This window comes from Aeromonas sp. SrichE-2G (assembly GCF_017939565.1).
GTDB lineage: Bacteria > Pseudomonadota > Gammaproteobacteria > Enterobacterales > Aeromonadaceae > Aeromonas > Aeromonas taiwanensis.
Map to the genome: position 1 here is coordinate 268,467 of NZ_JAGKRG010000006.1, position 22,295 is coordinate 290,761.

The 22,295-nt window shown below is 62.2% G+C and carries 27 protein-coding genes; 14 read left to right on the plus strand and 13 right to left on the minus strand.

Annotated features, from left to right (window positions below; all coding sequences use genetic code 11):
* The first annotated feature begins 87 nt into the window (after nt 1–87).
* Entirely contained in the window at nt 88–1,092 is a 1,005-nt protein-coding gene (serB, locus tag J9885_RS11150; RefSeq protein WP_210549470.1) for a phosphoserine phosphatase SerB, read from the plus strand.
* 28 nt (nt 1,093–1,120) lie between these two features.
* Nucleotides 1,121–2,026: an alpha/beta fold hydrolase gene (locus tag J9885_RS11155; RefSeq protein ID WP_043757482.1), complete on the plus strand. Its 906-nt coding sequence runs from the start codon at nt 1,121–1,123 to the stop codon at nt 2,024–2,026.
* A gap of 60 nt (nt 2,027–2,086) precedes the next feature.
* Here J9885_RS11155 and J9885_RS11160 read toward each other — a convergent pair whose 3' ends face one another.
* Nucleotides 2,087–4,462 (minus strand): PilZ domain-containing protein, encoded by a 2,376-nt coding sequence (locus J9885_RS11160; RefSeq protein WP_210549471.1) that lies wholly within the window; start codon nt 4,460–4,462, stop codon nt 2,087–2,089.
* A gap of 100 nt (nt 4,463–4,562) precedes the next feature.
* On the opposite strand from J9885_RS11160, the gene radA reads away from it, so the two are divergent.
* Nucleotides 4,563–5,927 carry a DNA repair protein RadA gene (gene radA / locus J9885_RS11165; RefSeq protein WP_043757488.1) on the plus strand — a complete coding sequence of 455 codons (1,365 nt, stop codon included), beginning with the start codon at nt 4,563–4,565 and terminating at the stop codon, nt 5,925–5,927.
* Between the two features lie 66 nt (nt 5,928–5,993).
* On the opposite strand, the gene J9885_RS11170 is transcribed toward radA, so the two are convergent.
* Both J9885_RS11170 and J9885_RS11175 read right to left on the minus strand, forming a co-directional pair.
* Entirely contained in the window at nt 5,994–6,383 is a 390-nt protein-coding gene (locus J9885_RS11170; RefSeq protein ID WP_210549472.1) for a PilZ domain-containing protein, read from the minus strand.
* A gap of 102 nt (nt 6,384–6,485) precedes the next feature.
* Nucleotides 6,486–6,968, minus strand: coding sequence for an Rsd/AlgQ family anti-sigma factor (locus J9885_RS11175; RefSeq protein WP_043757493.1), 483 nt, complete (start codon nt 6,966–6,968; stop codon nt 6,486–6,488).
* 338 nt (nt 6,969–7,306) lie between these two features.
* On the opposite strand from J9885_RS11175, the gene hupA reads away from it, so the two are divergent.
* The gene (hupA, locus tag J9885_RS11180) at nt 7,307–7,579 is read left to right on the plus strand and encodes a nucleoid-associated protein HU-alpha (protein WP_005305063.1); all 273 of its coding nucleotides are present in this window, start codon (nt 7,307–7,309) and stop codon (nt 7,577–7,579) included.
* Nucleotides 7,580–7,692: 113 nt separating this feature from the next.
* Complete coding sequence (locus J9885_RS11185; RefSeq protein WP_134694892.1) at nt 7,693–8,118, plus strand: hypothetical protein; 426 nt, start codon at nt 7,693–7,695, stop codon at nt 8,116–8,118.
* 88 nt (nt 8,119–8,206) lie between these two features.
* On the opposite strand, the gene J9885_RS11190 is transcribed toward J9885_RS11185, so the two are convergent.
* Together J9885_RS11190 and dusA are read right to left on the minus strand one after the other, a co-directional pair.
* A complete protein-coding gene (locus J9885_RS11190) occupies nt 8,207–8,356 on the minus strand; it encodes a hypothetical protein (RefSeq protein WP_081843590.1) in 150 nt (49 codons plus the stop codon).
* Nucleotides 8,357–8,358: 2 nt separating this feature from the next.
* Nucleotides 8,359–9,345 carry a tRNA dihydrouridine(20/20a) synthase DusA gene (gene dusA, locus J9885_RS11195; protein WP_210549473.1) on the minus strand — a complete coding sequence of 329 codons (987 nt, stop codon included), beginning with the start codon at nt 9,343–9,345 and terminating at the stop codon, nt 8,359–8,361.
* A 136-nt stretch (nt 9,346–9,481) separates the two neighbouring features.
* On the opposite strand from dusA, the gene zur reads away from it, so the two are divergent.
* Genes zur through J9885_RS11210 form a run of 3 tightly spaced genes read left to right on the plus strand, consistent with a single transcriptional unit; the run spans nt 9,482 to nt 10,624 of the window.
* Nucleotides 9,482–9,940: a zinc uptake transcriptional repressor Zur gene (gene zur, locus J9885_RS11200; RefSeq protein ID WP_043757539.1), complete on the plus strand. Its 459-nt coding sequence runs from the start codon at nt 9,482–9,484 to the stop codon at nt 9,938–9,940.
* Nucleotides 9,930–10,391 carry a chemotaxis protein CheX gene (locus J9885_RS11205; RefSeq protein WP_210549474.1) on the plus strand — a complete coding sequence of 154 codons (462 nt, stop codon included), beginning with the start codon at nt 9,930–9,932 and terminating at the stop codon, nt 10,389–10,391. Before zur ends, J9885_RS11205 begins: the two co-directional genes overlap by 11 nt.
* Nucleotides 10,392–10,396: 5 nt before the next feature.
* A complete protein-coding gene (locus tag J9885_RS11210; RefSeq protein ID WP_210549475.1) occupies nt 10,397–10,624 on the plus strand; it encodes a hypothetical protein in 228 nt (75 codons plus the stop codon).
* 90 nt (nt 10,625–10,714) lie between these two features.
* On the opposite strand, the gene brnQ is transcribed toward J9885_RS11210, so the two are convergent.
* Nucleotides 10,715–11,977 carry a branched-chain amino acid transport system II carrier protein gene (gene brnQ / locus J9885_RS11215; protein ID WP_043757542.1) on the minus strand — a complete coding sequence of 421 codons (1,263 nt, stop codon included), beginning with the start codon at nt 11,975–11,977 and terminating at the stop codon, nt 10,715–10,717.
* A gap of 235 nt (nt 11,978–12,212) precedes the next feature.
* Nucleotides 12,213–12,923, minus strand: a complete 711-nt coding sequence (locus J9885_RS11220) for a tRNA1(Val) (adenine(37)-N6)-methyltransferase (protein ID WP_210549476.1) — start codon at nt 12,921–12,923, stop codon at nt 12,213–12,215.
* A 127-nt stretch (nt 12,924–13,050) separates the two neighbouring features.
* Between J9885_RS11220 and srmB the strand changes: the two genes are divergently transcribed.
* Nucleotides 13,051–14,271, plus strand: coding sequence for an ATP-dependent RNA helicase SrmB (gene srmB, locus J9885_RS11225; RefSeq protein WP_134694885.1), 1,221 nt, complete (start codon nt 13,051–13,053; stop codon nt 14,269–14,271).
* Nucleotides 14,272–14,462: 191 nt separating this feature from the next.
* Here the strand turns inward: srmB and yaaA are convergent, their stop codons facing one another.
* The 3 genes from yaaA to tapT are packed head-to-tail and all read right to left on the minus strand — an operon-like array spanning nt 14,463 to nt 17,435.
* Nucleotides 14,463–15,236 (minus strand): peroxide stress protein YaaA, encoded by a 774-nt coding sequence (gene yaaA, locus J9885_RS11230; protein WP_210549477.1) that lies wholly within the window; start codon nt 15,234–15,236, stop codon nt 14,463–14,465.
* 33 nt (nt 15,237–15,269) lie between these two features.
* Nucleotides 15,270–16,379, minus strand: coding sequence for a PilT/PilU family type 4a pilus ATPase (locus tag J9885_RS11235; protein ID WP_210549478.1), 1,110 nt, complete (start codon nt 16,377–16,379; stop codon nt 15,270–15,272).
* 21 nt (nt 16,380–16,400) lie between these two features.
* Nucleotides 16,401–17,435 (minus strand): type IVa pilus ATPase TapT, encoded by a 1,035-nt coding sequence (gene tapT, locus J9885_RS11240; protein ID WP_210549479.1) that lies wholly within the window; start codon nt 17,433–17,435, stop codon nt 16,401–16,403.
* Nucleotides 17,436–17,474: 39 nt separating this feature from the next.
* Here tapT and J9885_RS11245 point away from each other — a divergent pair, with 39 nt between their 5' ends.
* The 5 genes from J9885_RS11245 to J9885_RS11265 all read left to right on the plus strand — a co-directional run bounded on the left by J9885_RS11245 (nt 17,475) and on the right by J9885_RS11265 (nt 20,451).
* Nucleotides 17,475–18,182, plus strand: coding sequence for a YggS family pyridoxal phosphate-dependent enzyme (locus tag J9885_RS11245; protein WP_210549480.1), 708 nt, complete (start codon nt 17,475–17,477; stop codon nt 18,180–18,182).
* 136 nt (nt 18,183–18,318) lie between these two features.
* Entirely contained in the window at nt 18,319–19,143 is an 825-nt protein-coding gene (gene proC, locus J9885_RS11250) for a pyrroline-5-carboxylate reductase (protein ID WP_210549481.1), read from the plus strand.
* 24 nt (nt 19,144–19,167) lie between these two features.
* On the plus strand, nt 19,168–19,719 hold the full coding sequence (locus J9885_RS11255; RefSeq protein WP_043809029.1) for a YggT family protein: 552 nt from the start codon (nt 19,168–19,170) through the stop codon (nt 19,717–19,719).
* Nucleotides 19,719–20,027 carry a DUF167 family protein YggU gene (yggU, locus tag J9885_RS11260; protein WP_043809026.1) on the plus strand — a complete coding sequence of 103 codons (309 nt, stop codon included), beginning with the start codon at nt 19,719–19,721 and terminating at the stop codon, nt 20,025–20,027. Before J9885_RS11255 ends, yggU begins: the two co-directional genes overlap by 1 nt.
* A gap of 4 nt (nt 20,028–20,031) precedes the next feature.
* Nucleotides 20,032–20,451 carry a DUF4426 domain-containing protein gene (locus J9885_RS11265; RefSeq protein WP_043757560.1) on the plus strand — a complete coding sequence of 140 codons (420 nt, stop codon included), beginning with the start codon at nt 20,032–20,034 and terminating at the stop codon, nt 20,449–20,451.
* 72 nt (nt 20,452–20,523) lie between these two features.
* Here the strand turns inward: J9885_RS11265 and J9885_RS11270 are convergent, their stop codons facing one another.
* The 3 genes from J9885_RS11270 to J9885_RS11280 all read right to left on the minus strand — a co-directional run bounded on the left by J9885_RS11270 (nt 20,524) and on the right by J9885_RS11280 (nt 22,278).
* Entirely contained in the window at nt 20,524–21,354 is an 831-nt protein-coding gene (locus tag J9885_RS11270) for a CPBP family intramembrane glutamic endopeptidase (RefSeq protein ID WP_210549482.1), read from the minus strand.
* A gap of 203 nt (nt 21,355–21,557) precedes the next feature.
* A complete protein-coding gene (locus tag J9885_RS11275) occupies nt 21,558–21,851 on the minus strand; it encodes a hypothetical protein (protein ID WP_210549483.1) in 294 nt (97 codons plus the stop codon).
* A 52-nt stretch (nt 21,852–21,903) separates the two neighbouring features.
* Nucleotides 21,904–22,278, minus strand: coding sequence for a YacL family protein (locus tag J9885_RS11280; protein WP_210549484.1), 375 nt, complete (start codon nt 22,276–22,278; stop codon nt 21,904–21,906).
* Nucleotides 22,279–22,295: the final 17 nt, after the last annotated feature.

A 22,295-nucleotide genomic window follows, 5' to 3' on the forward strand; every position in this document is an offset into this window, starting at 1 on the left:
ATCTTGGCGCTTGCCTGTACAAAAAGCAATACGCTACTCTGGGTCGGCATGTTGAACCCCATGATTTCCAAGGAAGGCGTCTCTCTTATGTTGTTGTCCCAACTCCCCCGTTCCCTGCATGACTGGTCCACCGCCCTGTGCAGCGCCCCCTGCTGGCAGCTCACTCCCGAAGCCTTGCTGCCGGCGGCCAGTGCCCATGACGGCGCCTGGCTCGTTCTGTTTGGCAAGGGGCTGGAGGCCGGTCATCTGGCCCGCCTGGCCAGCCTGCTGGCCAGTCATGACATGGCGGCGAGCCTCTATCCCGTGGGGGGGCAGGCCGGCATTCCCGTGCTGCTGCTCGGGACGGACCGTTTCTCTCCCGAGCTGGTGCAGGCCCTGAAGAGTCAGGAGTGGGACATCGATCTCTGCCATCTGGCCGCCCTGCCCACCCTGAGTGAGCCAGGCCTGCTGGTGATGGACATGGATTCCACCGCCATCCGGATCGAATGCATCGACGAGATCGCACGGCTGGCTGGCGTCGGCGAGCAGGTGGCGGCCGTCACGGCGGCTGCCATGCAGGGCAAGCTGGAGTTCGCCGACAGCCTGCGGGCCAGAGTCGCCCTGCTGGAAGGGGCGCCTGTCACCATCCTCGACGAGGTGGCGGCCGACATGCCCTGGATGCCGGGCCTGCAGCTGATGGTCGATACCCTCAAAGAGGCCGGCTGGAAGGTGGCCATCGCATCGGGCGGCTTCACCCGTTTTGCCGGGGCATTGCAGCGGGCACTGGGTCTGGACGCCATCTTCGCCAATGAGCTGGCGGTGGAAGGGGGCTTGCTGACTGGCCAGGTGAGCGGCGCCATCGTCGATGCCGCCGTCAAGGCCGAGGTGCTGCAGCGCATGGCCGAGGAGCACGGGATCCCCGCCGCACAGACGGTGGCCGTCGGCGATGGCGCCAACGATCTCAAGATGATGGGGGTGGCCGGTCTTGGCATCGCCATCCACGCCAAACCCCTGGTGCGCGCCCAGGCGGCGGCGACCCTCAATCACCACGATCTGGAAGGGGTGCTCTGTCTGCTCGGTGCGCTCGCCTGCCGAGATCTGCGCTGGGGCTGAGTCTGCTCAAGGAGGAGCCGAGAACAAGATGGAACTGTTGCAACAATCCCTGTTCGTCCCCTGCGGCGAACACCGGCTGCACGTACGCCATATCCAGCCCGGTGTCGCCGTGCACGCGGATCCCATTCTGATGGTGCACGGCGCCATCGAGAACGGCCGCATCTTCTACACCGAATCCGGCAAGGGGCTGGCCTGCTTCCTGGCACGGCACGGCTATCAGGTCTATGTGGCGGACCTGCGTGGCCGGGGGCAGAGCACCCCGGCCATCGCCGAGCGGGCCGGTCACGGCCAGCATGAGCTCATCACCGAGGATCTGCCCGCCCTGCAGCGCTGGGTGTCTGCCCGCCATGCCGGTGCCCGAGTGCACTGGATGGCCCACTCCTGGGGCGGGGTCATCATGGCGTCCACCCTGGTGCGCTTCCCCGCGCTGGCGGACGAAATCGCGAGCCTGGTGTTCTTCGGCACCAAGCGGGGAGTCTCGGTACAGAGCCCGGAGCGCTGGTTGAAGGTGGACCTGATCTGGAACCGCCTGGCCCCCTGGTTGGCACGACACAGCGGCTTCCTGGCTGCTCGCAGGTTGAAGATCGGGGCCGACGACGAGCCCCTGCGCTATCTGCAGGAGACCATTCCCTGGGTGAAGTGCGGCCCCTGGCGGGATCCGTTCGATGGTTTTGCCTATGACGAGGCGGCGGCCGGGGTCAACTGGCCACCGCTCTGGATGATCTCGGCCAAGGCCGACAAGGTGCTGGGCCATCCCGTCGACGTGCGGCGCTTCAGCGACGAGATGGGCTCGGCCGTGCGGCACACCCGCCTCGGACGGGACAACGGCAATCGGCTCGATTACGACCACATCAACATGCTGACGGCGCCCCAGGCCCAGGAGGATCACTTCCCCGAGATCCTCGCCTGGCTGCGCAATCCCCAGGCGGCGTGATACACGAAAAAACGGGCACCCCTGGTGCCCGTTGTTCGTTGTTGCGCCTGGCCCCACCGGCTAAGGCGTAACTGACGGTATGCCGAGGCGGAACAGGGTAGCCTCGGTGGTGTCGGTCAGCTCAACCACCCCCACGACACTCCACAGCTCCTCCTCCAGTTTCTTGGCCTTGTGAATGGCGAACTTGGCGATGTAGTCGAGCTCGTTGGCGATGAAGCTGGTATCCGGGCGGCCGGTACGGGAGATGCCGACCAGTACCGAGTAGAACTCCCCCTGTTGCAGGGCCAGCTCGATGAAGTGGCGCTTCTGCTCCACCGACACAAAACTGCTGGCCAGGTGGCTGCGAAACAGGGGGGCGCCTCCCTGTGAGTGGAGGTTGGCGATGTAGACCTCCTCCTCCTCCGGCTTGTCTTCCCGAACGATGGTGCGCAGGGGGTCGAGCAGCAGCGTCTTGAGCAGCGCCCCCTGGAGAAGGGGGTAGAGGTTGAGCTGGTCCTCTTGCTCGGCACAGCTTCGCAGCAGCCGGGAGAGGCTGCGCGGCCGGGGAGAGAGGCCGGCTGCGGCCGGCCTGGGGGCCGCCTTGAGCTTGTTCACATAGATAGGGGTATTGAACAGGTGATGGGTATAGAGGTTGCGCAGGGCACGGGCCATGCCGCGATAGCGCTTGTGTTCCACCGTGGTCTTGAGCTTGTTCTGGTTGCTCTCGATGAGCAGGCTGAAGAACTGGTGGCCGATGTGGCGCTCCGCCTCCCCCTCGATGCAGAGGTGCAGCACGGTACGGCTCAGGTTGAGGCTGACCAGCCGATAGGGCAGGTGCTGCAGATCCATGTTCCTGGCGAGATCCTGCAAACGGGGCAGGGCGACCCGGATGATGTCCCCCTTTTCCCCGTCGAGGGGCTCCTCCAGCTCGATTTGCATGCCGTGGGCCGAGATGTCGCGAGTCCAGCCGACCCAGGCGCGCTCCTTGTGGCGCAGCACTATGGCCGTCTTGTGTACATAGCGGGCCTCCTTGCGCAGCTGCACATAGTGCAGCGTCTCTGTCTCGAAGGGGACGGCATGAATGTCGTGGCCAAAGCGCTGCAAGGCGTTGGCATTGTGGATCTGGCTGGCGTCGAACTGGAATTCGTCGCGCTGGGTGTCGAGCCCGATCTCCTGCAGCATGCCCACATAGCCCAGGCGGGCGAGCCGCTCGCGTAGCAGCATGTCCTGCAGGTGGTGCCCTGCGCCGCCCTTCTGGCTGTCGAGGTCGGCCTCGTGCAGCGTGCAGGCCTCCAGGCTGAACTTGTAGACCCGCCAGCTGGGGCGGCGGGAGCCTATCTGGAAGAACAGGGCCGTCAGCCCGCTCTGCTCCAGCTCCTCCCGGGTGGCGGAGAAGAAGTAGAGGTGGCTGCGCACCGAATGGGTGAAGCTGTAGATCAGGGTTTCGCGCAGCCCCTCCTTGCCTGGCAGCAGGGAGGGCATCCGCGCCGCCGTGAACAGGGTGGCGAGCATGTCGCGGTTCTTGGCGTCGCGCCAGTACTCGAGGATGTGCTGGTTGTTCTCGGTGCGCAGGGCGATCTCGAGGGCCGGGGTGCTGCCCTTGCCGAAGAAGAGCGGCATGCCCGTCATGCGCGGCAGATAGAACTGCTCATATCCCTTGATGACGGCGGCCGACAGCAGGTAGTCGACGCTGACCCGGTAACGGCTTCGGTTGCGCTCGATGAAGTCGCGCAGGAGATCGTCGAAGGCGGGGGTGTCGCCGCTCTTGAGCAGGCGGAGCCAGTATTTGCCCTCTTTCTGCTCCTCCCCCAGGATCTGGTAGCCGATCGGCTGGCGCAGCATGGGGTGGGGGTGCTCACGCTCCAGGCCGGTGAAGAAGACGTCGACCTGATCGCCGCTCTGGTATTGGGGCAGATAGGGCACCGAGACCCGGATCCCGCCGAGGGAGATGTCCGAGCTCTTGGCCTGCAGTTTTTCCCCGCTGGCCAGGCGCAGCACCATGGGGGAGCTGAAGTGCATGCGCTCCTCCTGGCGGCCATAGTGGCTGGCGAAGGGTATGGCGCTGACATCGAAGGAGCGAACCGGGTTGAGCGGCAGGGCGAGGTTGTCGCTGCGCCCCTGATTGAGCTTGTACCAGGCTTGCAGCGTCTCGTAGACGCCCAGGGTATAGCTGTCCCGGTAGAGGTAGCACTGGGACTGAAACAGCTCGATGGCCTCGGCAGGCATGAAGTGGATCACCCCGTCGAACTCGTGGACATGACAGAGGGCACCGAGCTCGTTGCGCATGTCGATCACGCGGCGGCAGGGGGTACACTTGCGCTTGAGCTCCATCTTCAGCAAGAAACGACTGTTGGTATTCTCGTTCTGGGTCAAGCGGTTGAAGATGTCGTCGAAGTCCTTTTCCCGAAGCAGGGGGACGAGTTGTTCTATCAGGTGTAGGGGCTGTTCTGAATCCATGTATTCCTGCCGCGGAAAGTCACTTTTCCGATTCTGGGTTTGATCTGTCGGTCGCAAACCAGTATATCAAGCAGGAATTCATCCTGTCCCCGAGTTATCCATGGCCAAAAACAAAACCGCCTATGTTTGTTCCGAATGTGGTGCCGCCTTCAGCCGCTGGCAAGGCCAGTGTGGCGAGTGCAAGGAGTGGAACACCATCACCGAGGTGAGACTGGGGGTTGCGACCCCCGGCAAGAGCGCCCGCTATACCGGTTATGCCGGTGCCATCGGCAGTCAGGTACAGACGCTGGCGGAGATCGCCACGACCGAGATCCCCCGCTTCAGCTCGGGATTCAAGGAACTGGATAGGGTGCTTGGCGGCGGTGTGGTGCCCGGTTCCGCCATCCTGATCGGCGGCAATCCCGGGGCGGGCAAGTCGACCCTGCTGCTGCAGACCATGTGCGGGTTGGCGGAGCGCATGAAGACCCTGTATGTCACCGGCGAGGAGTCGCTGCAGCAGGTGGCCATGCGTGCCAGTCGTCTGGGCCTGCCCACCGACAAGCTGCGCATGCTGTCGGAGACCAGTGTCGAGCAGATCTGCCTCATCGCCCAGCAGGAGCAGCCCCAGATCATGGTCATCGACTCCATCCAGGTGATGCACGTGGCGGACGTGCAGTCCGCGCCGGGCTCCGTCTCCCAGGTGCGGGAGGCGGCCGCCCTGCTGACCCGTTATGCCAAGCAGAACCACGTGGCCATCTTCATGGTGGGCCATGTCACCAAGGACGGTACCCTGGCCGGTCCCAAGGTGCTGGAGCACTGCATCGACTGCTCCGTGCTGCTGGATGGCGGGCATGACTCCCGTTTCCGGACCCTGCGTTCCCACAAGAACCGCTTCGGCGCGGTCAACGAGCTCGGCGTCTTTGCCATGACGGGGCAGGGAATGAAGGAGGTGAGCAACCCCTCCGCCATCTTCCTGAGCCGCGGGGAGGAGCAGGCTCCGGGATCCATCGTCATGGTGATCTGGGAGGGAACCCGTCCCCTGCTGGTGGAGCTGCAGGCGCTGGTGGACTACTCCCAGCTCTCCAATCCGCGCCGGGTGGCGGTGGGCATGGATCACAACCGTCTCGCCATGCTGCTGGCGGTGCTGCATCGCCACGGCGGGTTGCAGATGGCGGATCAGGACGTCTTCATCAACGTGGTCGGCGGGGTCAAGGTCGAGGAGACCAGCGCGGATCTGGCACTGCTGCTGGCCATGGTCTCCAGCTTCCGGGATCAGGCCCTGCCCAAGGATCTGGTGGTCTTTGGGGAGGTAGGATTGTCCGGCGAGATCCGGCCCGTGCCCTCCGGTCAGGAGCGGCTGCAGGAGGCGGCCAAGCACGGCTTCCGCCGGGCCATAGTGCCCCATGCCAATGCCCCCAAGCATCCCATCGAGGGGATGGAAGTGGTGCCGGTGAAGAAGCTCTCCGATGCCCTCGAGGCTTTGTGAGGCAAAGCAAAAAGTGATGGAAAACAAAAGGAGCGTCGAGACGCTCCTTTTGTTCTCTGACCCTTGTCAGGGCGCGGTCGGGGGAATGTGCTCCCTGTGCTCTTGCAGCAGTTGTTCCAGCTCGCGATAGAGCAGCTGCTCCTCCCCTATGTTCAGCTCGATCATCCGCTTGAGATGGGTCGCGCTGTCGATGTCGATGTGGTGGCAGTAGAAGCCGAGTTTCTTGCTGGCCACGTGGGTCAGCTCGACCTGCATCCTTATCTCGATGTCGCTGCCCCCCAGCATGAAGCTGATCTCGTACTCCTTGTCGTCGCCGGGGGACCACTCCTCGGGCCTGAGCAGCAGGGCTCCCTGCAGGGAGATATCGACCAGCTGGGTGTGCCACTGGTTCGCGCCCTGGGTGAGCTTGGCGGCGGTCAAATAGAAGATGCGTGTAAAGTGGCGGCGCTCGGCCATGGTCGTCTCCGGTCTGCGTGCGAGCACAGGGCTAGTCGTTCATGTCCCAGAGTGTAATGCAGCTGGCACATCAGGATCTTGAACTGGCTCCGGTATTGGCTATCAGACCCGCTGATGACTGAGGGACTCGACGACCTGCAACGCCTTGACCAGTCTGTCTTCCTGCTTGAACCTGTCCTCCAGGACGGGCCCCAGCTGATTCAGATCTTCGTCGAGTTGCAGCAGCTGGGCCTCGTCGGCATTGCTGTACTTGTCGTTGAATTCCAGTGCAAACTCGGTGCAGGCCCGAATGTGGGGGTAGATGCGCTTGGCCAGTTCCAGCTTGTCGCCGCTGGCCTGCTCGAAGGCGGTGACCACGTGGTTGTAGATCTCGAAATGACCGGCGCTGACGTAGTCGACCAGCTGTTCGCAGAAGCGTTGCAGCTCGACATGGCCGGGAAGGGAGCGTTGTTTGGCGCGGGTCGGCATGAGCCCGGCGAGCCGCATGTACTCGACCAGCAACGCCTGCCTGGCATCCAGCCAGTCGTCTATCGCTCTGTGCTTGCCTGCCAGTGCGCGCTTGGTTTTTTCCAGTTCAGTTAACATAGTCCCTCCATGGGCATGGCTTGCGACACCCTGGCCGCACGCCTCCGGTCATTCTCATCGACTGACGACACTCCTATAACTAGGGAAAATACTGTTGACCGTCAATAGGAGTGTAGGGATATTGTTACATCAGGCAGGGGGCTGCATACAAGTCTCCGCCGGATTCTCGCGTCCCGTCACCCATCTGGAAGGCAAAGGGACGAGATATGTGACTATTTCCGCAGATCTTGATGAAAACCCCAGCATTCAAGCCAATCCGGCTGATAAAGCCTTTGCCTGAGTGTTTTTTTTTGAATAGAGTGGCCCGGTGCTAAATGCCCGATCATAAAGGAAATGTTATGAACAAAGCTCAACTTGTCGATGCAATTGCCGCCAAAGCAGACCTGAGCAAAGCTCAGGCCAAAGTCGCTCTGGAAGAGATCATCAATGGTATTACCCAGAGCCTGAAAGAGGGCGATGCCGTTCAGTTGGTGGGTTTTGGTACCTTCAAGGTCAACCATCGCGCGGGCCGCACCGGTCGCAACCCGCAGACTGGCAAAGAGATCCAGATTGCAGCCGCCAATGTGCCGTCCTTTGTGGCAGGCAAGGCGCTGAAAGACGCCGTCAAGTAATCGCGTTAAGTAATCAAATGAAACCCGGCACCTGCCGGGTTTTTTCTTGCCATCTTCATTGGAATTGGTTTCAGATACACTCAGGATATGGCATGCGCTGTAGTGAGGTGGATATAGAACAGAAGAATGCCATTCGGCAGGTGGCCATCCCCTGGGCCCCCGCTCGCCAGCTTCCCCCCGGCCTGGTCGTGGCCGAGCTGCACCAGGACATCTGGAGCGATACCCTGACCGTCATGCTGGGTCGCGCCCGCAGCATCGACCTGCCGCCACAGCCCATGTGCCGGGTCAGCTTCCGCCACATCTTCGCGGTGAGGGTGATGGAGGACTGTGATCTGGCGGAAGGGCGTGACAGCCACGTCATCGAGGAGCAGATCCAGCTGATCACCCCGTCCCGTTTCGCCAGCTGGTTCCATCAGGAATCCGATGGCCTGCATCTGGATGAAGACTTGCAGCACTACCGCATCTCGACCTGGGATTACTGCGCCGACGTGCTGACCTCTTCTCCCCCGGAGCTGCAATTCGTGGCGCTGGAGGAGTGAGCCTGGCCCAGCGTGGTCCGCGCAGCAGACAAAAAAGCCGGAGCATCGTTGCCCCGGCTTTTTCTTGTGTCTATCTTGTCAGCCAGGGTCAGCCCAGGATCTGATCCCGGTGCAGCCCCAGCACGATCAACAGCCCGATGAAGTAGAAGGCGCTGAGCTTGATGCCCAGAATGGCGAGCAGGCCGGCACAGAGGCGGACCAGCGCCTTGTGCAGCCAGGAACCGGTGAAGCGATACATGATTACTCCACCGAGTCGGCTGGCGCGAATTCCGGCACCTTGGCCATGGCGTCCAGCACCACCTGGATGTCGGCCCCGGGCTTGCAGGCGTTTTCGCTGAGGTGACGGCGCCAGGCACGGGCGCCCTGCATGTTCTGGAACAGTCCCAGCATGTGGCGTGTCATGTGGGAGAGGTAGTTGCCCTTGGCCAGCTCCTGCTCCATGTAGGGCAGCATCATCCGCACCACCTCGTGGCGGCTTGGCACCTCGCCGGTCATGCCGAAGATCCGGTTGTCGACCTCGGCCAGGATGTAGGGGCTCTGGTAGGCCTCGCGTCCCATCATGACACCGTCGAGGTGTTGCAGGTGTTCGAGGGACTGCTCCAGGCTGGTGACGCCCCCGTTGATGGCGATGGTCAGATCCGGATAATCCCGCTTGACCCGGTAGACGCGGGGGTAATCCAGCGGCGGGATCTCGCGGTTCTCTTTCGGACTCAGGCCGCTTAGCCAGGCTTTGCGGGCGTGGACGATGAAGGTATCGCAGCCGGCATCCCGCACCTGCTCGATGAAAGCCTGCAAAAACTCGTAGGAGTCCTGCTCGTCGATGCCGATGCGGGTCTTCACGGTCACCGGAATATCCACCACGTCGCGCATCGCCTTGATGCAGTCGGCCACCAGGGCGGGTTCGCCCATCAGGCAGGCGCCGAAGCGGCCGTTCTGGACACGATCAGACGGGCAACCCACGTTGAGGTTGACCTCGTCATAGCCACGCTCCTCGGCCAACCTGGCACAGCGAGCCAGATCCGCCGGGTTGCTGCCACCCAGTTGCAAGGCGATGGGGTGCTCCTGCTCGCTGTAGCCCAGGTAGTCCCCCTTGCCGTGGATGATGGCGCCCGTGGTTACCATCTCGGTATAGAGCAGGGTCTGACGGGTCATCAGACGGTGGAAGTAACGGCAATGCCGATCGGTCCAGTCCAGCATGGGGGCGATGGAGAAGCGCTGCGCCTGCATAAAAATCATCCGGGTTGGCCAAACAAGGGGGCGGATTCTACCACAACGTGAGACAGGCTCCGAAAATGAATTTTGTCCCCGCGCCAGGGAGGCCCTGTGATAGTATCCGGCTAATTGACAGGGTATCTGCGTGAACATGAATCAAGACCAACTTCTACAACGAGCGGAACGCCTCTGCGAGCAGCGCGGGATCCGTTTCACTCCGACCCGGCGCCAGGTGTTCCGGCTGCTTGCCGCCCATGGCAATGCCATCAGCGCCTATGATCTGCTGGCCCAGTTGCAGCAGACCGAGGCCCATGCCAAGCCCCCTACCGTCTATCGGGCCCTCGACTTTCTGCTCGAGCAGGGGTTCGCCCACAAGGTGGAGTCGCTCAACGCCTTCATCTTCTGCTGCCACTTCGACCATGCCCATCCGATGCAGCTGCTGATCTGCGATCGCTGCAAGGAGGTGGTGGAGCTGCACGATCCGGCCATCGACGCCGCCTTTTCCGAGCAGGCTCGCCTGCATGGTTTTACTATTACCAACAAGACCATAGAAGCTCATGGTCAATGTGCGAGCTGCTCTGCCACCGTAGGGAGTCAAGATGAAGGCTGATTTTGTAAACCCGTTCCTGCTCTCCCTGCTCAACGTGCTCTCCACCATGGCGCAGCTGGAGCTCAAACCCGGTGCCCCCAAGCGCAAGACGGACGAGCTGGCGCGGGGCGACGTCTCCGGCCTCATCGGCATGGTGGGTCCGCAGACCCGGGGCTCCCTCTCCATCAGCTTCGAGAAGGGGCTGGCGTTGGAGATCATGCGCCGCATGCTGGGGGAAGCGCCGACCACCATCAATGAGGAAGTGACCGACATGGTGGGCGAGATCACCAACATGGTGACGGGCGGCGCCAAGCGCATGTTGGGGGAGAAGGGATATGAGTTCGACATGGCGACCCCCGTCATCGTCTCCGGTCCCAATCACACCATCACCCACCGGGCCGACGGCGCCAAGATCATGATGCCGTTCGACTCGGAGTTTGGCCGTGCCACCATAGAGATCTGCTTCGAGTAACCGCCATGTGGAAGATGCTGAAATGGAGTTTCATCGGTGGGGTGGTACTGCTCATCCTGTCGGATATAGAGATCCACACCTCTCTCTACAAGTACGAAGACAACCGCGTGGAGATCAGCTTCCCCCGCTGGCAGGCCGATCAGCCCTGGGGCACCCTGCGCTGGCACGGCGGCCGGTTCGAACATCACTGGTACGGCCTGGATGGCAAACCCAAGCCCGCATCCGTGCTCTGAGTGCTGGCTCATTTCACATCTATCAGCACCAATAAAAGAGGCCAGCATCAGCTGGCCTCTTTTCTATCTTGTTGGCGATGTCGCGAGATATCAGGCGGCTTCGGCAGCCAGTTTATCGCCACCGCGCACCATGACACCCAGACCGCAGGCCAGCAGGGTCGGCAGCAACCAGGCCAGGCCCTTGTCAAACAGCGGCAGGAAGGCGAACGCATCCATCTTCATGCCGGCGGCACCCAGGCCGTCCAGGCAGCCAAACAGGAAGGCGACCAGCAGCACGGAGCGGAACACCAGGCGGGGACGGCCGAAGTAACCCTTCAGGAAGGTGACCAGCACCAGTGCCACGGCAACCGGGTAGATGGCGACCAGTACCGGGATGGAGAGGCTGATGAGCTGGCTCAGGCCCACGTTGGCCACCACGGCGCAGATGACGCCCAGCAACACCACCAGCTTCTTGTAGCTCATGCCGGTGAGGTTGTGGAAGAAGTCGGAACAGGCGGAGATCAGACCCACGGCGGTGGTGAAGCAGGCCAGGGTGATGATGGCGGCCAGAATGAACTGACCCGGCTGTCCGAACAGGCTCAGCACATAGGCGTTGACGATGGCACCGCCATTGGTCACGTCGGTGGCGACGCCGGCAGCGGTGTTGCCGAGCTGGAACAGGGAGACGTAGACCACGGACAGGCCGATGGCGGAGATGATGCCTGCGATGGCCAGGTACTTGAACTGGCTCTGGTAGTCGTTGATGCCTTTCTGGCGCAGCAGATCGACGATCAGGGCGCCAAACATCAGGGACGCCAGAGTATCCATGGTGTTGTAGCCTTCCAGGATGCCCTTCACGAAAGGTGCGCTCTGGTAGTCACCGGATGCGGCGGGCATGGTGCCCTGGGGGGCGACGAAGACGCCGATGGCCAGGGTCAGCAGCAGCACCATCAGGACCGGGGTCAAGTACTTACCGATGGCGTCCATCAGCTTGCCCTGGTTGAGAGAGACCAGGATGGCGACCCCGAAGAAGAGCACGGTGTAAGCGGCCAGGCCGGATTGGCCCATGTCGCCGAGGAAGGGCTTGAGGCCCATTTCGTAGGCGACCAGGCCGGTACGGGGGGCGGCAAAGGCCGGGCCTATGATGATGTAGATGGCGACGGCCAGGGCGGTGGCTACGCCCGCTGGCAGTAGCTTGGTCATGCCGGCCCAGCCGTTGCCGGCCTTGGCGACAGCGATGATGGTGATGAGGGGCAGACCCACGGCGGTGACCAGGAAGCCCAGCATGGCCAGGGAGAGGTGCTCACCGGCCATGAAGCCGGCCAGGGGCGGGAAGATGATGTTGCCTGCGCCCAGATAGAAGGCGAAGGTCATGAAGCCCAATCCGAGTACGTCGGACAATGTGAGTGATTTCGTCAAGTTCAACCTCGTCTGTCTTGTAAACTATTGCTTGTTATAGTTTTTTATTGGTCAGTGACCGGTACTGTTCGGGGGTAAAAAAAAGAGCCCCGCTGATTTTTTCATCGCGACCAGTGGTTTGAACTGGTCTTGAGCGGGCGCTCATTTGGTAGTCAGCATAATGATGTGAAAAAATAGTTCAAGACAAAATTTACATCTTCAAATAGAAGGGGCTGGTTAGTTGGATGTATCTGTCGGAATAGGTTCCATCAGCAGAATGGATCACAATTTCACCCCTCTCGCACTTGTTTGATCCTCTGCCAAGCAGCAATAAAACACGATTTGCCTCTTTTCCCGCTCTGGTGATAACAGCTGTGTAACAAACAGCGTGCAGATCATAACTCGACGAAATGCATAAAATTTCATCCGCCATCGCCGTGGGCAGCACCAGGGCCAGCAGGCCATCCTGACTCAAAAGGCGCTGGCTGGCGGCCAGCAATTCGCGGGGATCCAGCGCCCCCGTATGGCGGGCCAGCGCCCTTGCCGGGTCGCTAAATGTCTGGCCTGCCACGAAGTAGGGTGGGTTGGAGACGATGAGGTCATAGGGGGCGGCACTATAGTCCTGGATGGCGCTCTCTATGATGCTGACCCGGCCCTGCCAGGGGGAGGTCGCCACGTTCTCCCTGGCCTGCCCAACTGCATCTTTGTCCAGCTCGACCCCGTCAATCATGCAATGGTCGGCGGTGCGCTGGGCCAGCATCAGGGCGATGAGGCCGCTGCCGGCACCGATGTCCAGCACCCGGCGGGCACCGGCAACGGGGGCCCAGGCTCCCAGCAGGATGCCGTCGGTCCCCACTTTCATGGCGCAACGGTCGTGGTCGATGTGAAATTGCTTGAAGGTAAAACCGCTGTTTCGTCCCATCCGGATCCCGTTCTGTGCCTGCCCGCAGAAAATGGTCGGCGATTATAGCGGCTAAGACACAGTCACCATAGGAGCCGACGACATAATCGCCTATAATCTGCCGTTTCCTTAATGACCGAGTATTGCCATGAGCCAGTCCTTTGATGATTTCGACCTGAATCCAGCCCTCAGCCGGGCCTTGGCCGAGATGGGATTCACCCGCCCCACCACCATCCAGCAGATGGTGCTGGAGCCAGCCCTGGACGGCCGCGATATTCTGGCATCCGCCCCGACGGGGACCGGCAAGACCGCCGCCTTCCTGTTGCCGGCCATGCAGCACCTGCTGGATTTCCCGCGCCGCAAGCCGGGCCCCTGCCGCATGCTGATCCTGACCCCGACCCGCGAGCTGGCGCTGCAAGTGAGTGCCCACGCCAAGGCGCTGGCGGTGCACACTCATCTCAGCATCGAGACCATCATCGGCGGCGTGAGCCACGAAGAGCAGCTGCCCGCCCTGACCAAGACCACCGACATCGTCGTGGCGACCCCTGGGCGCCTGCTCGAGTACATCGAGAAAGAGGAGTTCGAGAGCCACGATATCGAGGTGCTGGTGCTGGATGAAGCTGACCGCATGCTGGACATGGGCTTCATCAAGGACGTGAACCGCATCGTGGAAGAGGCACGCTACCGCAAGCACACCATGCTCTTCTCCGCCACTCTGGAAGGGGCCGGCCTTGAGAAGTTCGCGAGCGAGATCCTGAAAGACCCGGTGGAGCTGCACGCCGAGCCGCCCCGCAGCGAACGCCGCCCCATCACCCAGTGGGTCCATCTGGCGGACGACGCCGCCCACAAGCTGGCCCTGCTGGTGCACATCCTGAAGAACCCGGAAACCCAGAAGGCCATCATCTTCGTCAAGACTCGTGAGCGGCTGGCAGAGCTCTCCGGCCAGCTGCAGGCGGCGGGTGTCTCCTGCGCCTGGATCCGTGGCGAGATGGAGCAGGCCAAACGCATCGAGTCGATCCGCAAGTTCCACGAAGGGGAGGTGCCCTTCCTCATCGCCACCGACGTGGCCGCCCGCGGCATCGATTTGCCGAACGTCAGCCATGTCATCAACTACGACATGCCCTACGGCGCTGATGTCTACGTGCACCGCATCGGCCGTACCGGCCGAGCCGGCAACCGCGGCTGCGCCATCAGCCTGGTGGAAGCCCACGACATGGCCATGGTGGCCAAGATTGAGCGCTACACCGAGGAGCGCCTCAAGCGCCGGGTGATCGACGAGCTGCGCCCCAAGCACAAGGAGGCGCGGGTGCCGGTGAAGAAGAAAAAGCCGAAGGATGCCAAGAAGTCGGCGAAGAAGAAAAAGAAGTAATGCCCCAGAGCGCAGTTGCAACGGCCATCCTCGGATGGCCGTTTTGCTGTTTGCTGCCTGGCGGGCCAGCACCGGGATGCAGCGGACAGAAAAAAGCCGACGCATGAACGTCGGCCAACAAAAAGTGCTTACAACAGAGGATTCACAGAGTCAGACCCGAGGATCCCTGACTTGGTTCCCTCCGTTTGTAATTAATTTTCAGCGCGCTTGAACATCAGCGTGCTGGCATCGGACTCTTCCGGCACGAAGTAGTAGCCTTCGGCGTCGAAGCCCGTCAGCTGCTCCACCCTGGTCAGGCGGTGCTTGATGATGTGGCGGGCCATCATGCCGCGCGCCTTCTTGGCGTAGAAGCTGATGATCTTGAACTGGCCGTTCTTCTCGTCCTTGAACACCGGCGTGACGATGCGCCCCTGCAGGGCCTTCGGGCGTACCGATTTGAAATATTCGTCGGAGGCGAGGTTGATCAGCACGTCGTCCCCCTGGGCGGCCAGCGCCTGGTTGAGGCGGGTGGTGATGATGTCGCCCCAGAACTGGTAGAGATCCTTGCCACGAGCGTTGTCCAGGCGAATGCCCATCTCCAGGCGATAGGGCATCATGAGATCCAGCGGGCGCAGTACCCCGTACAGGCCGGAGAGCATACGCAGATGGTTCTGGGCGAAGTCGAGATCACCATCGCTGAAGTCGTCCACCGCGAGCCCGGTGTAGACATCCCCCTTGAAGGCCAGCAAAGCCTGGCGGGCATTGGCCGGGGTGAAGTCCGGCTGCCACTCGGCAAACCGGGCAGCGTTGAGGCCTGCCAACTTGTCACTGATCTTCATCAGGCTGGCGATCTGGTCCGGGCTCAGCTCGCGGGCCCGCGTTATCAGCTCGGCGGAGTGGTCCAGCAGCTCGGGTTGGGTGAAACGGGACGTCACCAGAGGTGACTCGTAATCCAGCGTCTTGGCCGGGGAAACCACAATCAGCATAACTCTCCTTTCATTGCGGTGACGGACGCCCCCTCATTCATCCAGGGTGACGTTGTCGAGTGTGCCGGCTCCCAGTTGCTCGCGACCGGACAGCTTGATGAGCAGCCGCAGGTCATTGGCGGAGTCGGCATGGGCAAGGGCCTCACTGTAGCCAATTTGGCCGGCGCAGAACAGGGTGAACAGCGCCTGATCGAAGGTCTGCATGCCGAGTTCGCTGGATTTGGTCATCACCTCCTTGAGCCGCTGCATCTCCCCCTTGCGGATGATGTCGGTGATGAGAGGCGTGTTGAGCAGGATCTCGAAGGCGGCGACGCGGCGTTGCCCATGGACGGCGGGCAGCAGCTGTTGTGCGACGATGGCGCGCAGGTTGAAGGAGAGATCGAACAGGAACTGGCGGTGCTTCTCCTGCGGCACCAGGTGGAGAATGCGATCCAGTGCCTGGTTGGCGTTGTTGGCGTGCAGGGTGGCGAGGCAGAGGTGACCGGTCTCGGCGAACTGGATGGCGAACTCCATGGTCTCCTGGGAGCGGATCTCGCCGAGGAGGATGACGTCCGGTGCCTGGCGCAGGGAGTTCTTGAGTGCGGTGTCGAAAGACTCTGTATCTAGTCCCACCTCCCGCTGGGTCACTAGGCAGCGATCGTGCTGATGGACGAACTCCACCGGATCCTCCACCGTCAGGATGTGCCCCTCGCCGTGCTGGTTGCGGTAGCCGATCATGGCCGCCTGGGTGGTGGACTTGCCGGCGCCCGTGGCGCCGACGAACAGCACCAGCCCGCGCTTGGCCATGACGACGTCCTGCAGTATGGAGGGCAGCATCAGCTCGTCAAAGGTGGGGATCTTGGTCTCGATGCGGCGCAGCACCATGCCCGGCATATCCTGCTGCCAGAAGGCGCTGACCCGGAACCGGCCGAGGGCTGCCCGCTGAATGGCGCAGTTGGCCTCCCGGGTGCGGGTGTAGTGCTCAAAGTGGGCATGATCCAGGCTCTCCCTGACCAGGGTCAGGGCTGCCTCCCTGTCGAGCGGTTTATCGCCGAGGGGGATGAAGCGCCCGTTCACCTTGAGGGTGGGGGGAGCGTCGACGGTGATGAAGAGATCCGAGCCCTTCTGTTCAACCAGTGCTGCGAGCAGAACATCCATGTTCATAACGTCTCCTTGGGTGCTGGCTTAAATGGTGTTGGGATCGACCGCCTTGGCCTTGGCATCGAGGGCGGCGACTATGCCCCGATTGACCAGCTGTTTGAGGCTCTGGTCCATGGTCTGCATGCCGTGGGTCATCCCGGTCTGGATGACGGAATAGAGTTGGGCCACCTTGTCTTCCCGGATGAGGTTTCGCACCGCGGGGATGCCCATCATGATCTCGTGGGCCGCCACCCGGCCGCCGCCGATCCGTTTGAGCAGGGTCTGGGAGATGACCGCCCGCAGGGATTCGGAGAGCATGGAGCGCACCATGTCTTTCTCGGATCCCGGAAAGACGTCGATGATACGGTCGATGGTCTTGGCCGCCGAGGAGGTATGCAGGGTGCCAAACACCAGATGACCGGTCTCGGCCGCTGTCATGGCGAGACGGATGGTCTCGAGGTCGCGCATTTCCCCCACCAGTATGATGTCCGGGTCTTCACGCAGGGCCGAGCGCAGGGCATTGCTGAAGCTCTTGGTGTCGCGATGCACCTCCCGCTGGTTGACCAGGCAGCGTTTGTTCTCGTGCACGAATTCGATGGGATCCTCGATGGTGAGGATGTGGTGGTGGAAGTTGTCGTTGATGTAATCGACCATGGCCGCCAGAGTGGTGGATTTGCCCGAGCCGGTTGGCCCGGTCACCAGCACCAGGCCACGGGGGAATTCTGCTATCTGTTTGAATATCCTCGGCGCCTCCAGATCCTCCAGGGTCAGGACAGTGCTCGGGATGGTCCGAAACACGGCGCCTGAACCGCGGGCTTGCTGGAAGGCGTTGACCCGGAAACGCGCCATGCCGGGCACCTCGAAGGAGAAGTCCACTTCGAAGTTCTCTTCCAGCTCCTTGCGCTGGTGGTCGTTCATGATGTCGTAGATGAGGGCGTGAACTTCCCGGTGATCCAGGGCGGGCAAATTGATCTTGCGAACCTCTCCGTCAACCCTGATCATCGGAGGAACCCCGGCGGAGAGGTGTAGATCCGAGGCCTTATGCTTTACACTGAATGCCAATAACTCTGTGATATCCATAGATTTGTTATTCTCCCATCACAAGATCACGAACGAAATATGAGCCATATTGCCCAGCACCTGCTTCAGGTAAAGGAACGTATTGTAGAGGCCACCCGGCGCGTCGGCCGTGGCGCCGATCACATCCAGTTGCTTGCGGTCAGCAAGACCAAGCCACTGGGGGACATCCAGGCTGCCTATGCCGCCGGGCAGCGTCGCTTCGGCGAATCCTATGCCCAGGAGGCGGCGCTCAAGATAGATACCCTGCGCGAGCAGGCCGCCTGTACAGACATAGAGTGGCACTTTATCGGCCCGCTGCAATCGAACAAGTCCAAACTGGTGGCGGAGCGGTTCGACTGGGTGCAAAGCGTCGATCGCGACAAGCTCATCGAGCGGCTCAACAGCCAGCGTCCTGCCGGGTTGGCGCCGCTAAATGTCTGTCTGCAAATCAATATTAGCGGAGAGAGCAGCAAATCCGGTACGTCTGAGCAAGAGATTTTCCGTCTGGCTGCCCTGGTGGCCCGCAGTGAACATCTGGTGCTGCGGGGTCTGATGGCCATTCCGGAGCACACCCGTGACGAGTCGGTGCTGGCCGCCCAGATGGCGCGCATGCAGGCTCTGTTCACCGAGCTTGCGCAACAATACCCGAGCGTCGACACCCTTTCGATGGGCATGACCGAGGATCTCGAGCTCGCCATCGCCCATGGCAGCACCATGGTGCGGGTCGGTACCGCCATCTTCGGCGCCCGCGACTATTCACAGGCATGACACAGACAAGGGCTCGCACCAGGATGCGCGGGCTTCCCATTCATATCATCAATGAGGAGTGCGGGATGGTACGCCGCGTTGCCGCCGGAGCGGGCAGGCACGGTAGTCCCCTTCACCCCTGCGACAGGAGAGAGTGATGCAACACAGAGTGCTGGCCTTCATCGGCGCAGGCAACATGAGCCGCAGTATCATCGCAGGCCTGATCCAGGCTGGCTATCCGGCTGAACGTATCATCGCGGCCAACCCCAGCCGGCCCAAGCTTGACGAACTGGCCAGCCAGTTCGGCATTCGCATCACCCAGGACAATGCCGAGGCAGCCCGCGAGGCCGAAGTGATCGTGCTGGCGGTCAAACCCCAGCTGATGGCGGGAATGCTGGCCGCGCTGGTGGCCGAACTGGGCTCGCTGGCGGGCAAGCTGCTGGTCTCCATCGCCGCCGGCATCCGGGTTGAGCGGTTGCAGGAGATGGCGGGGGGCCATGGCCGCATCATCCGCACCATGCCCAACACACCCTCCCTGCTGGGGCTGGGGATGACGGGGCTCTACGCGCCGTCAGGCATCGAGCAGGCCGATCGCGACTTTGCCGAGCAGATGATGCAGGCGGTGGGCAAGACCCTCTGGGTGGAGCAGGAGTCCGGCATCAACGGCGTCATCGCGGCGGCGGGCAGTGCCCCGGCCTACTTCTTCCTGTTCATGCAGGCGATTGCCGAAGAGGCCGAGGCCATGGGCTTTACACCGGAGCAGGCCCGCCTGCTGGTACAGCAGACGGCGCTGGGGGCTGCCGCCATGGTGGAGCAGAATCCCGAACTGTCGCTGCAGACCCTGCGCGAGCAGGTGACCAGCAAGGGCGGCACCACGGCCGAGGCCGTCAAGACCTTCCAGGAGCAGGGGCTGATGCCGCTGACCGCGCGTGCCATGCAGGCGGCCGTTACCCGGGCCGGCGAGATGGAAACCCTTTTTTGAACCCTCTTTTAGCAAGGAGCCCGGATGAACACGGCTTACTTTTTGATTAACACGGTTTTTGATCTCTACCTCATGGTGGTGCTGCTGCGAGTCTGGTTGCAGTGGGCCCGCGCCGACTTCTACAACCCCATGAGCCAGATGGTGGTCAAGCTGACCAATCCGCTGGTGGTACCTCTGCGTCGCGTCATTCCCGGCTTTGGCGGGCTGGACATGGCCTCGGTGCTGCTGGCGCTCCTCATCGCCTTCGCCAAGCTGGCGCTGCTCAAGAGCATGAACGTGCTGCTGACCGACTGGCTGACCCTCAGCCTGTTTGCGGCGCTCACCGTGCTGAAGAAGGCGGGCTCCATGATCTTCTGGATCCTGTTGATCCGCGCCATCCTGAGCTGGGTCAGCCAGGGTCGCAACCCCATCGAATACGTGATGCACCAGCTGACCGAGCCCTTCCTGGCGCCGATCCGCCGCATCCTGCCGGCCCTGGGCGGGCTGGATCTCTCCGTGCTGGTCGCCTTCATCGCGCTGCAGGCCATAAACTATCTGTTGGGGGATCTGTTCGGTCAGCTGTGGTGGATGATCTGATGCCAGCCGTCCTGCGGGAAGGGAACGAGCTTGTGCTGCATCTCATGATCCAGCCCAAGGCAAGCCGGGATCAGATCGTCGGATTGCACGGGGACGAGTTGAAAGTGGCCATCACGGCGCCGCCGGTGGATGGTCAGGCCAACAGTCACCTGATCAAGTACCTGGCCAAGCAGTGCAAGGTGGCCAAGGGGCAGGTTCGCATCGTGCGGGGGGAGCTGGGTCGCCACAAGACGGTTGCCATCGAGGCGCCGAGGCAGATCCCCGCCGAGATTGCCGCCCTGCTGGAGAGTGGAACACGAGAAGGATGACATCATGAAAACAGTCTGGATGAGCTGCCTGCTGGCACTCCTGATGGTACTGCCGGTGCGGGCCGAACAGATGAAGGAGCTGGGCCCCTGGCGGGTGCATTACAGCGCCTTCAACTCCAGCTTCCTCACCCCCGAGGTGGCCAAGGCTTATGGTCTGGAGCGCAGCCGCTACAACGGCATCGTCAACATCGCGGTGCAGAACAAGCAGGGCGTGGCACAGGCGGTGGGGATCAGCGGCGAGGCCAAGAACCTCACCGGGACTCTCCGTACCCTGCAGTTTCAGGAGGTGAAGGAGGGGGATTCCATCTACTACCTGGCGGTGCTGCCCTATCGCAACGAGGACACCTACCAGTTCACCCTGACGATCATGGGGGAGGGGCAGAAGCAGACGCTGACCTTCCAGCAGACCTTCTACGTGGACTGACCCCCCGGGCCTGACGAGATGCCCCGTACCTGCCGGTGCGGGGCATTTTTTTATCCGTGAAACCGAGGCTTGTCAGCGGCTGGCCAGCGGGTAGGTGAACAGAGCCAGGTGGGCGAAGTTGAACAGGAAGTGGAGCAGGATGGCGACACCGAGCCGTCCGCTCAGCTGGAATGCCAGACCGTAGCAGGCGCCGGCCAGGGTGGCGAACAGCGCCAGCAGCGGGCCACCGGCCAGGTGCGCGGCCCCGAACAGCAGACTGGCGATGCAGATGCCTGCCCAGGCACGGCTGCGCGTCGTGATGGCCTGCTGGATAAACCCCCGGAACAGCGCCTCCTCCGCCACGCAGGTGAAAAACAGGTTGTTGAACGCGAACAGCCACCACCAGTGGGGCAGGCCGATCTCGGGTTTGAGCGCGTCCAGTTGCCAGGCGGCGATCAGCAGGGCGGCCAGGGGTAACAGCAACAGGGCAAGTGGTCGCCAGCGCAGGGGGCCTCCTGGGCCGAGCAGGGTGGGCCAGGCCAGCAACAGGCCGAAGAAGATGAGCGGCTTGTCCAGGTTGAGGTAGAGGGTGAAGGGCACGCTGGCGGGGCTGGCCTGCACCCTGTCCAGCACCCGCAAGTTGTCAAAACCCGGGACCAGGTGCAGGGTCAGGGCGATGGCCCAGACCATCACCAGCGCAAGGGCCATCCCGCGCCAGGGCTGGGGCAGGGCGGGGGTACGCCAGGCGAGCAGCAAGCCTGCGACGCTGACGGTGAGGGCCAGCGGCGTGATGCGGTCCAGCCAGAACGCGCCGAGCAGGGCGATGCCAAGCAGAAAGAGGCCAGGGATACGCCGGCGGGCCAGGCAAAGCAGTACGGCCAGCGCCAGTACGGCCCAGATCAGGGAATCAGGAAGTGGCAGCATTGAGTCTCCTTTGGTCTTCGAGGGGACGCACCTTAACGAGCCGCCCCGCCATGACACAAGGGTCAATAGCGTGGTCGTAGCCCTGGCTGCCAGTGAGCCCGCTTCCGGCACCATAAAAAAGCCGGAGCAGGGCTCCGGCGTTTTGCAAGGTCTGACGACCGGGTCGGCATGTCTCGCCATCGACGACGGCGTGAGCGTGGGCCTTAGCGGCCTGACTCGGCGATGACCCGGGCGATGATGTCGGCGCGCTTGGTCGCTTCCAGTTCGCCCAGGGCGATGAGGCCGGCCTTGAAGATGACGTTCTTCGGCAGGCTGACGTCGTCCAGGGTGGTGATGGCTTCCACGTGCATGCCGTTCAGGCGGCTGGCATCGCGCGGGCTGAGGTTGACCTGGGTGTTCAGCACCTGCTTGCCCTTTTTCTTGGGCTGGGCGGGTTTCTTCGGCTGCTCTTCCAGCTCGTCTTCCGGCAGTTCGTCATCAAAATCGTAAATAGACATAGTCAATCCTGTTGGGTTGCAGCGGGCGGTCGCGCCCGGTCGATAAAAGGGTCTAGCCCATATCCTCGTTGCGGATAAAGGCGCGCCAGGAGGTGAGGACCTGGGCAAAATCTTCCAGCCCGCACATGGCCAGCTGTTCATCATCGTAGTAGGCGAGATCGTCGAGATCCTCGTCCAGCGCGATATTGAGGACGTTGGCCTTGACCTCCGCCTCCTCATGGGTGAGCAGCAGGGAGTAGTCCCCCCCGGCAAGCTGGTACTCGACGCGAGTACGGCTGGAGAGCTCGTCGATGATGGAGAACAGCTGGTCGAGCTTCTCCTCATCCTTGCCCACCTCGTCGATCAGCCACTGGCCGATGGCTTCGTGGCCCATGGAGAACCGGGCGCGATAGCCACCGAACGGGTCGCGGCGAAATTCATAGTCCATAGCGGAATCCATCAGAT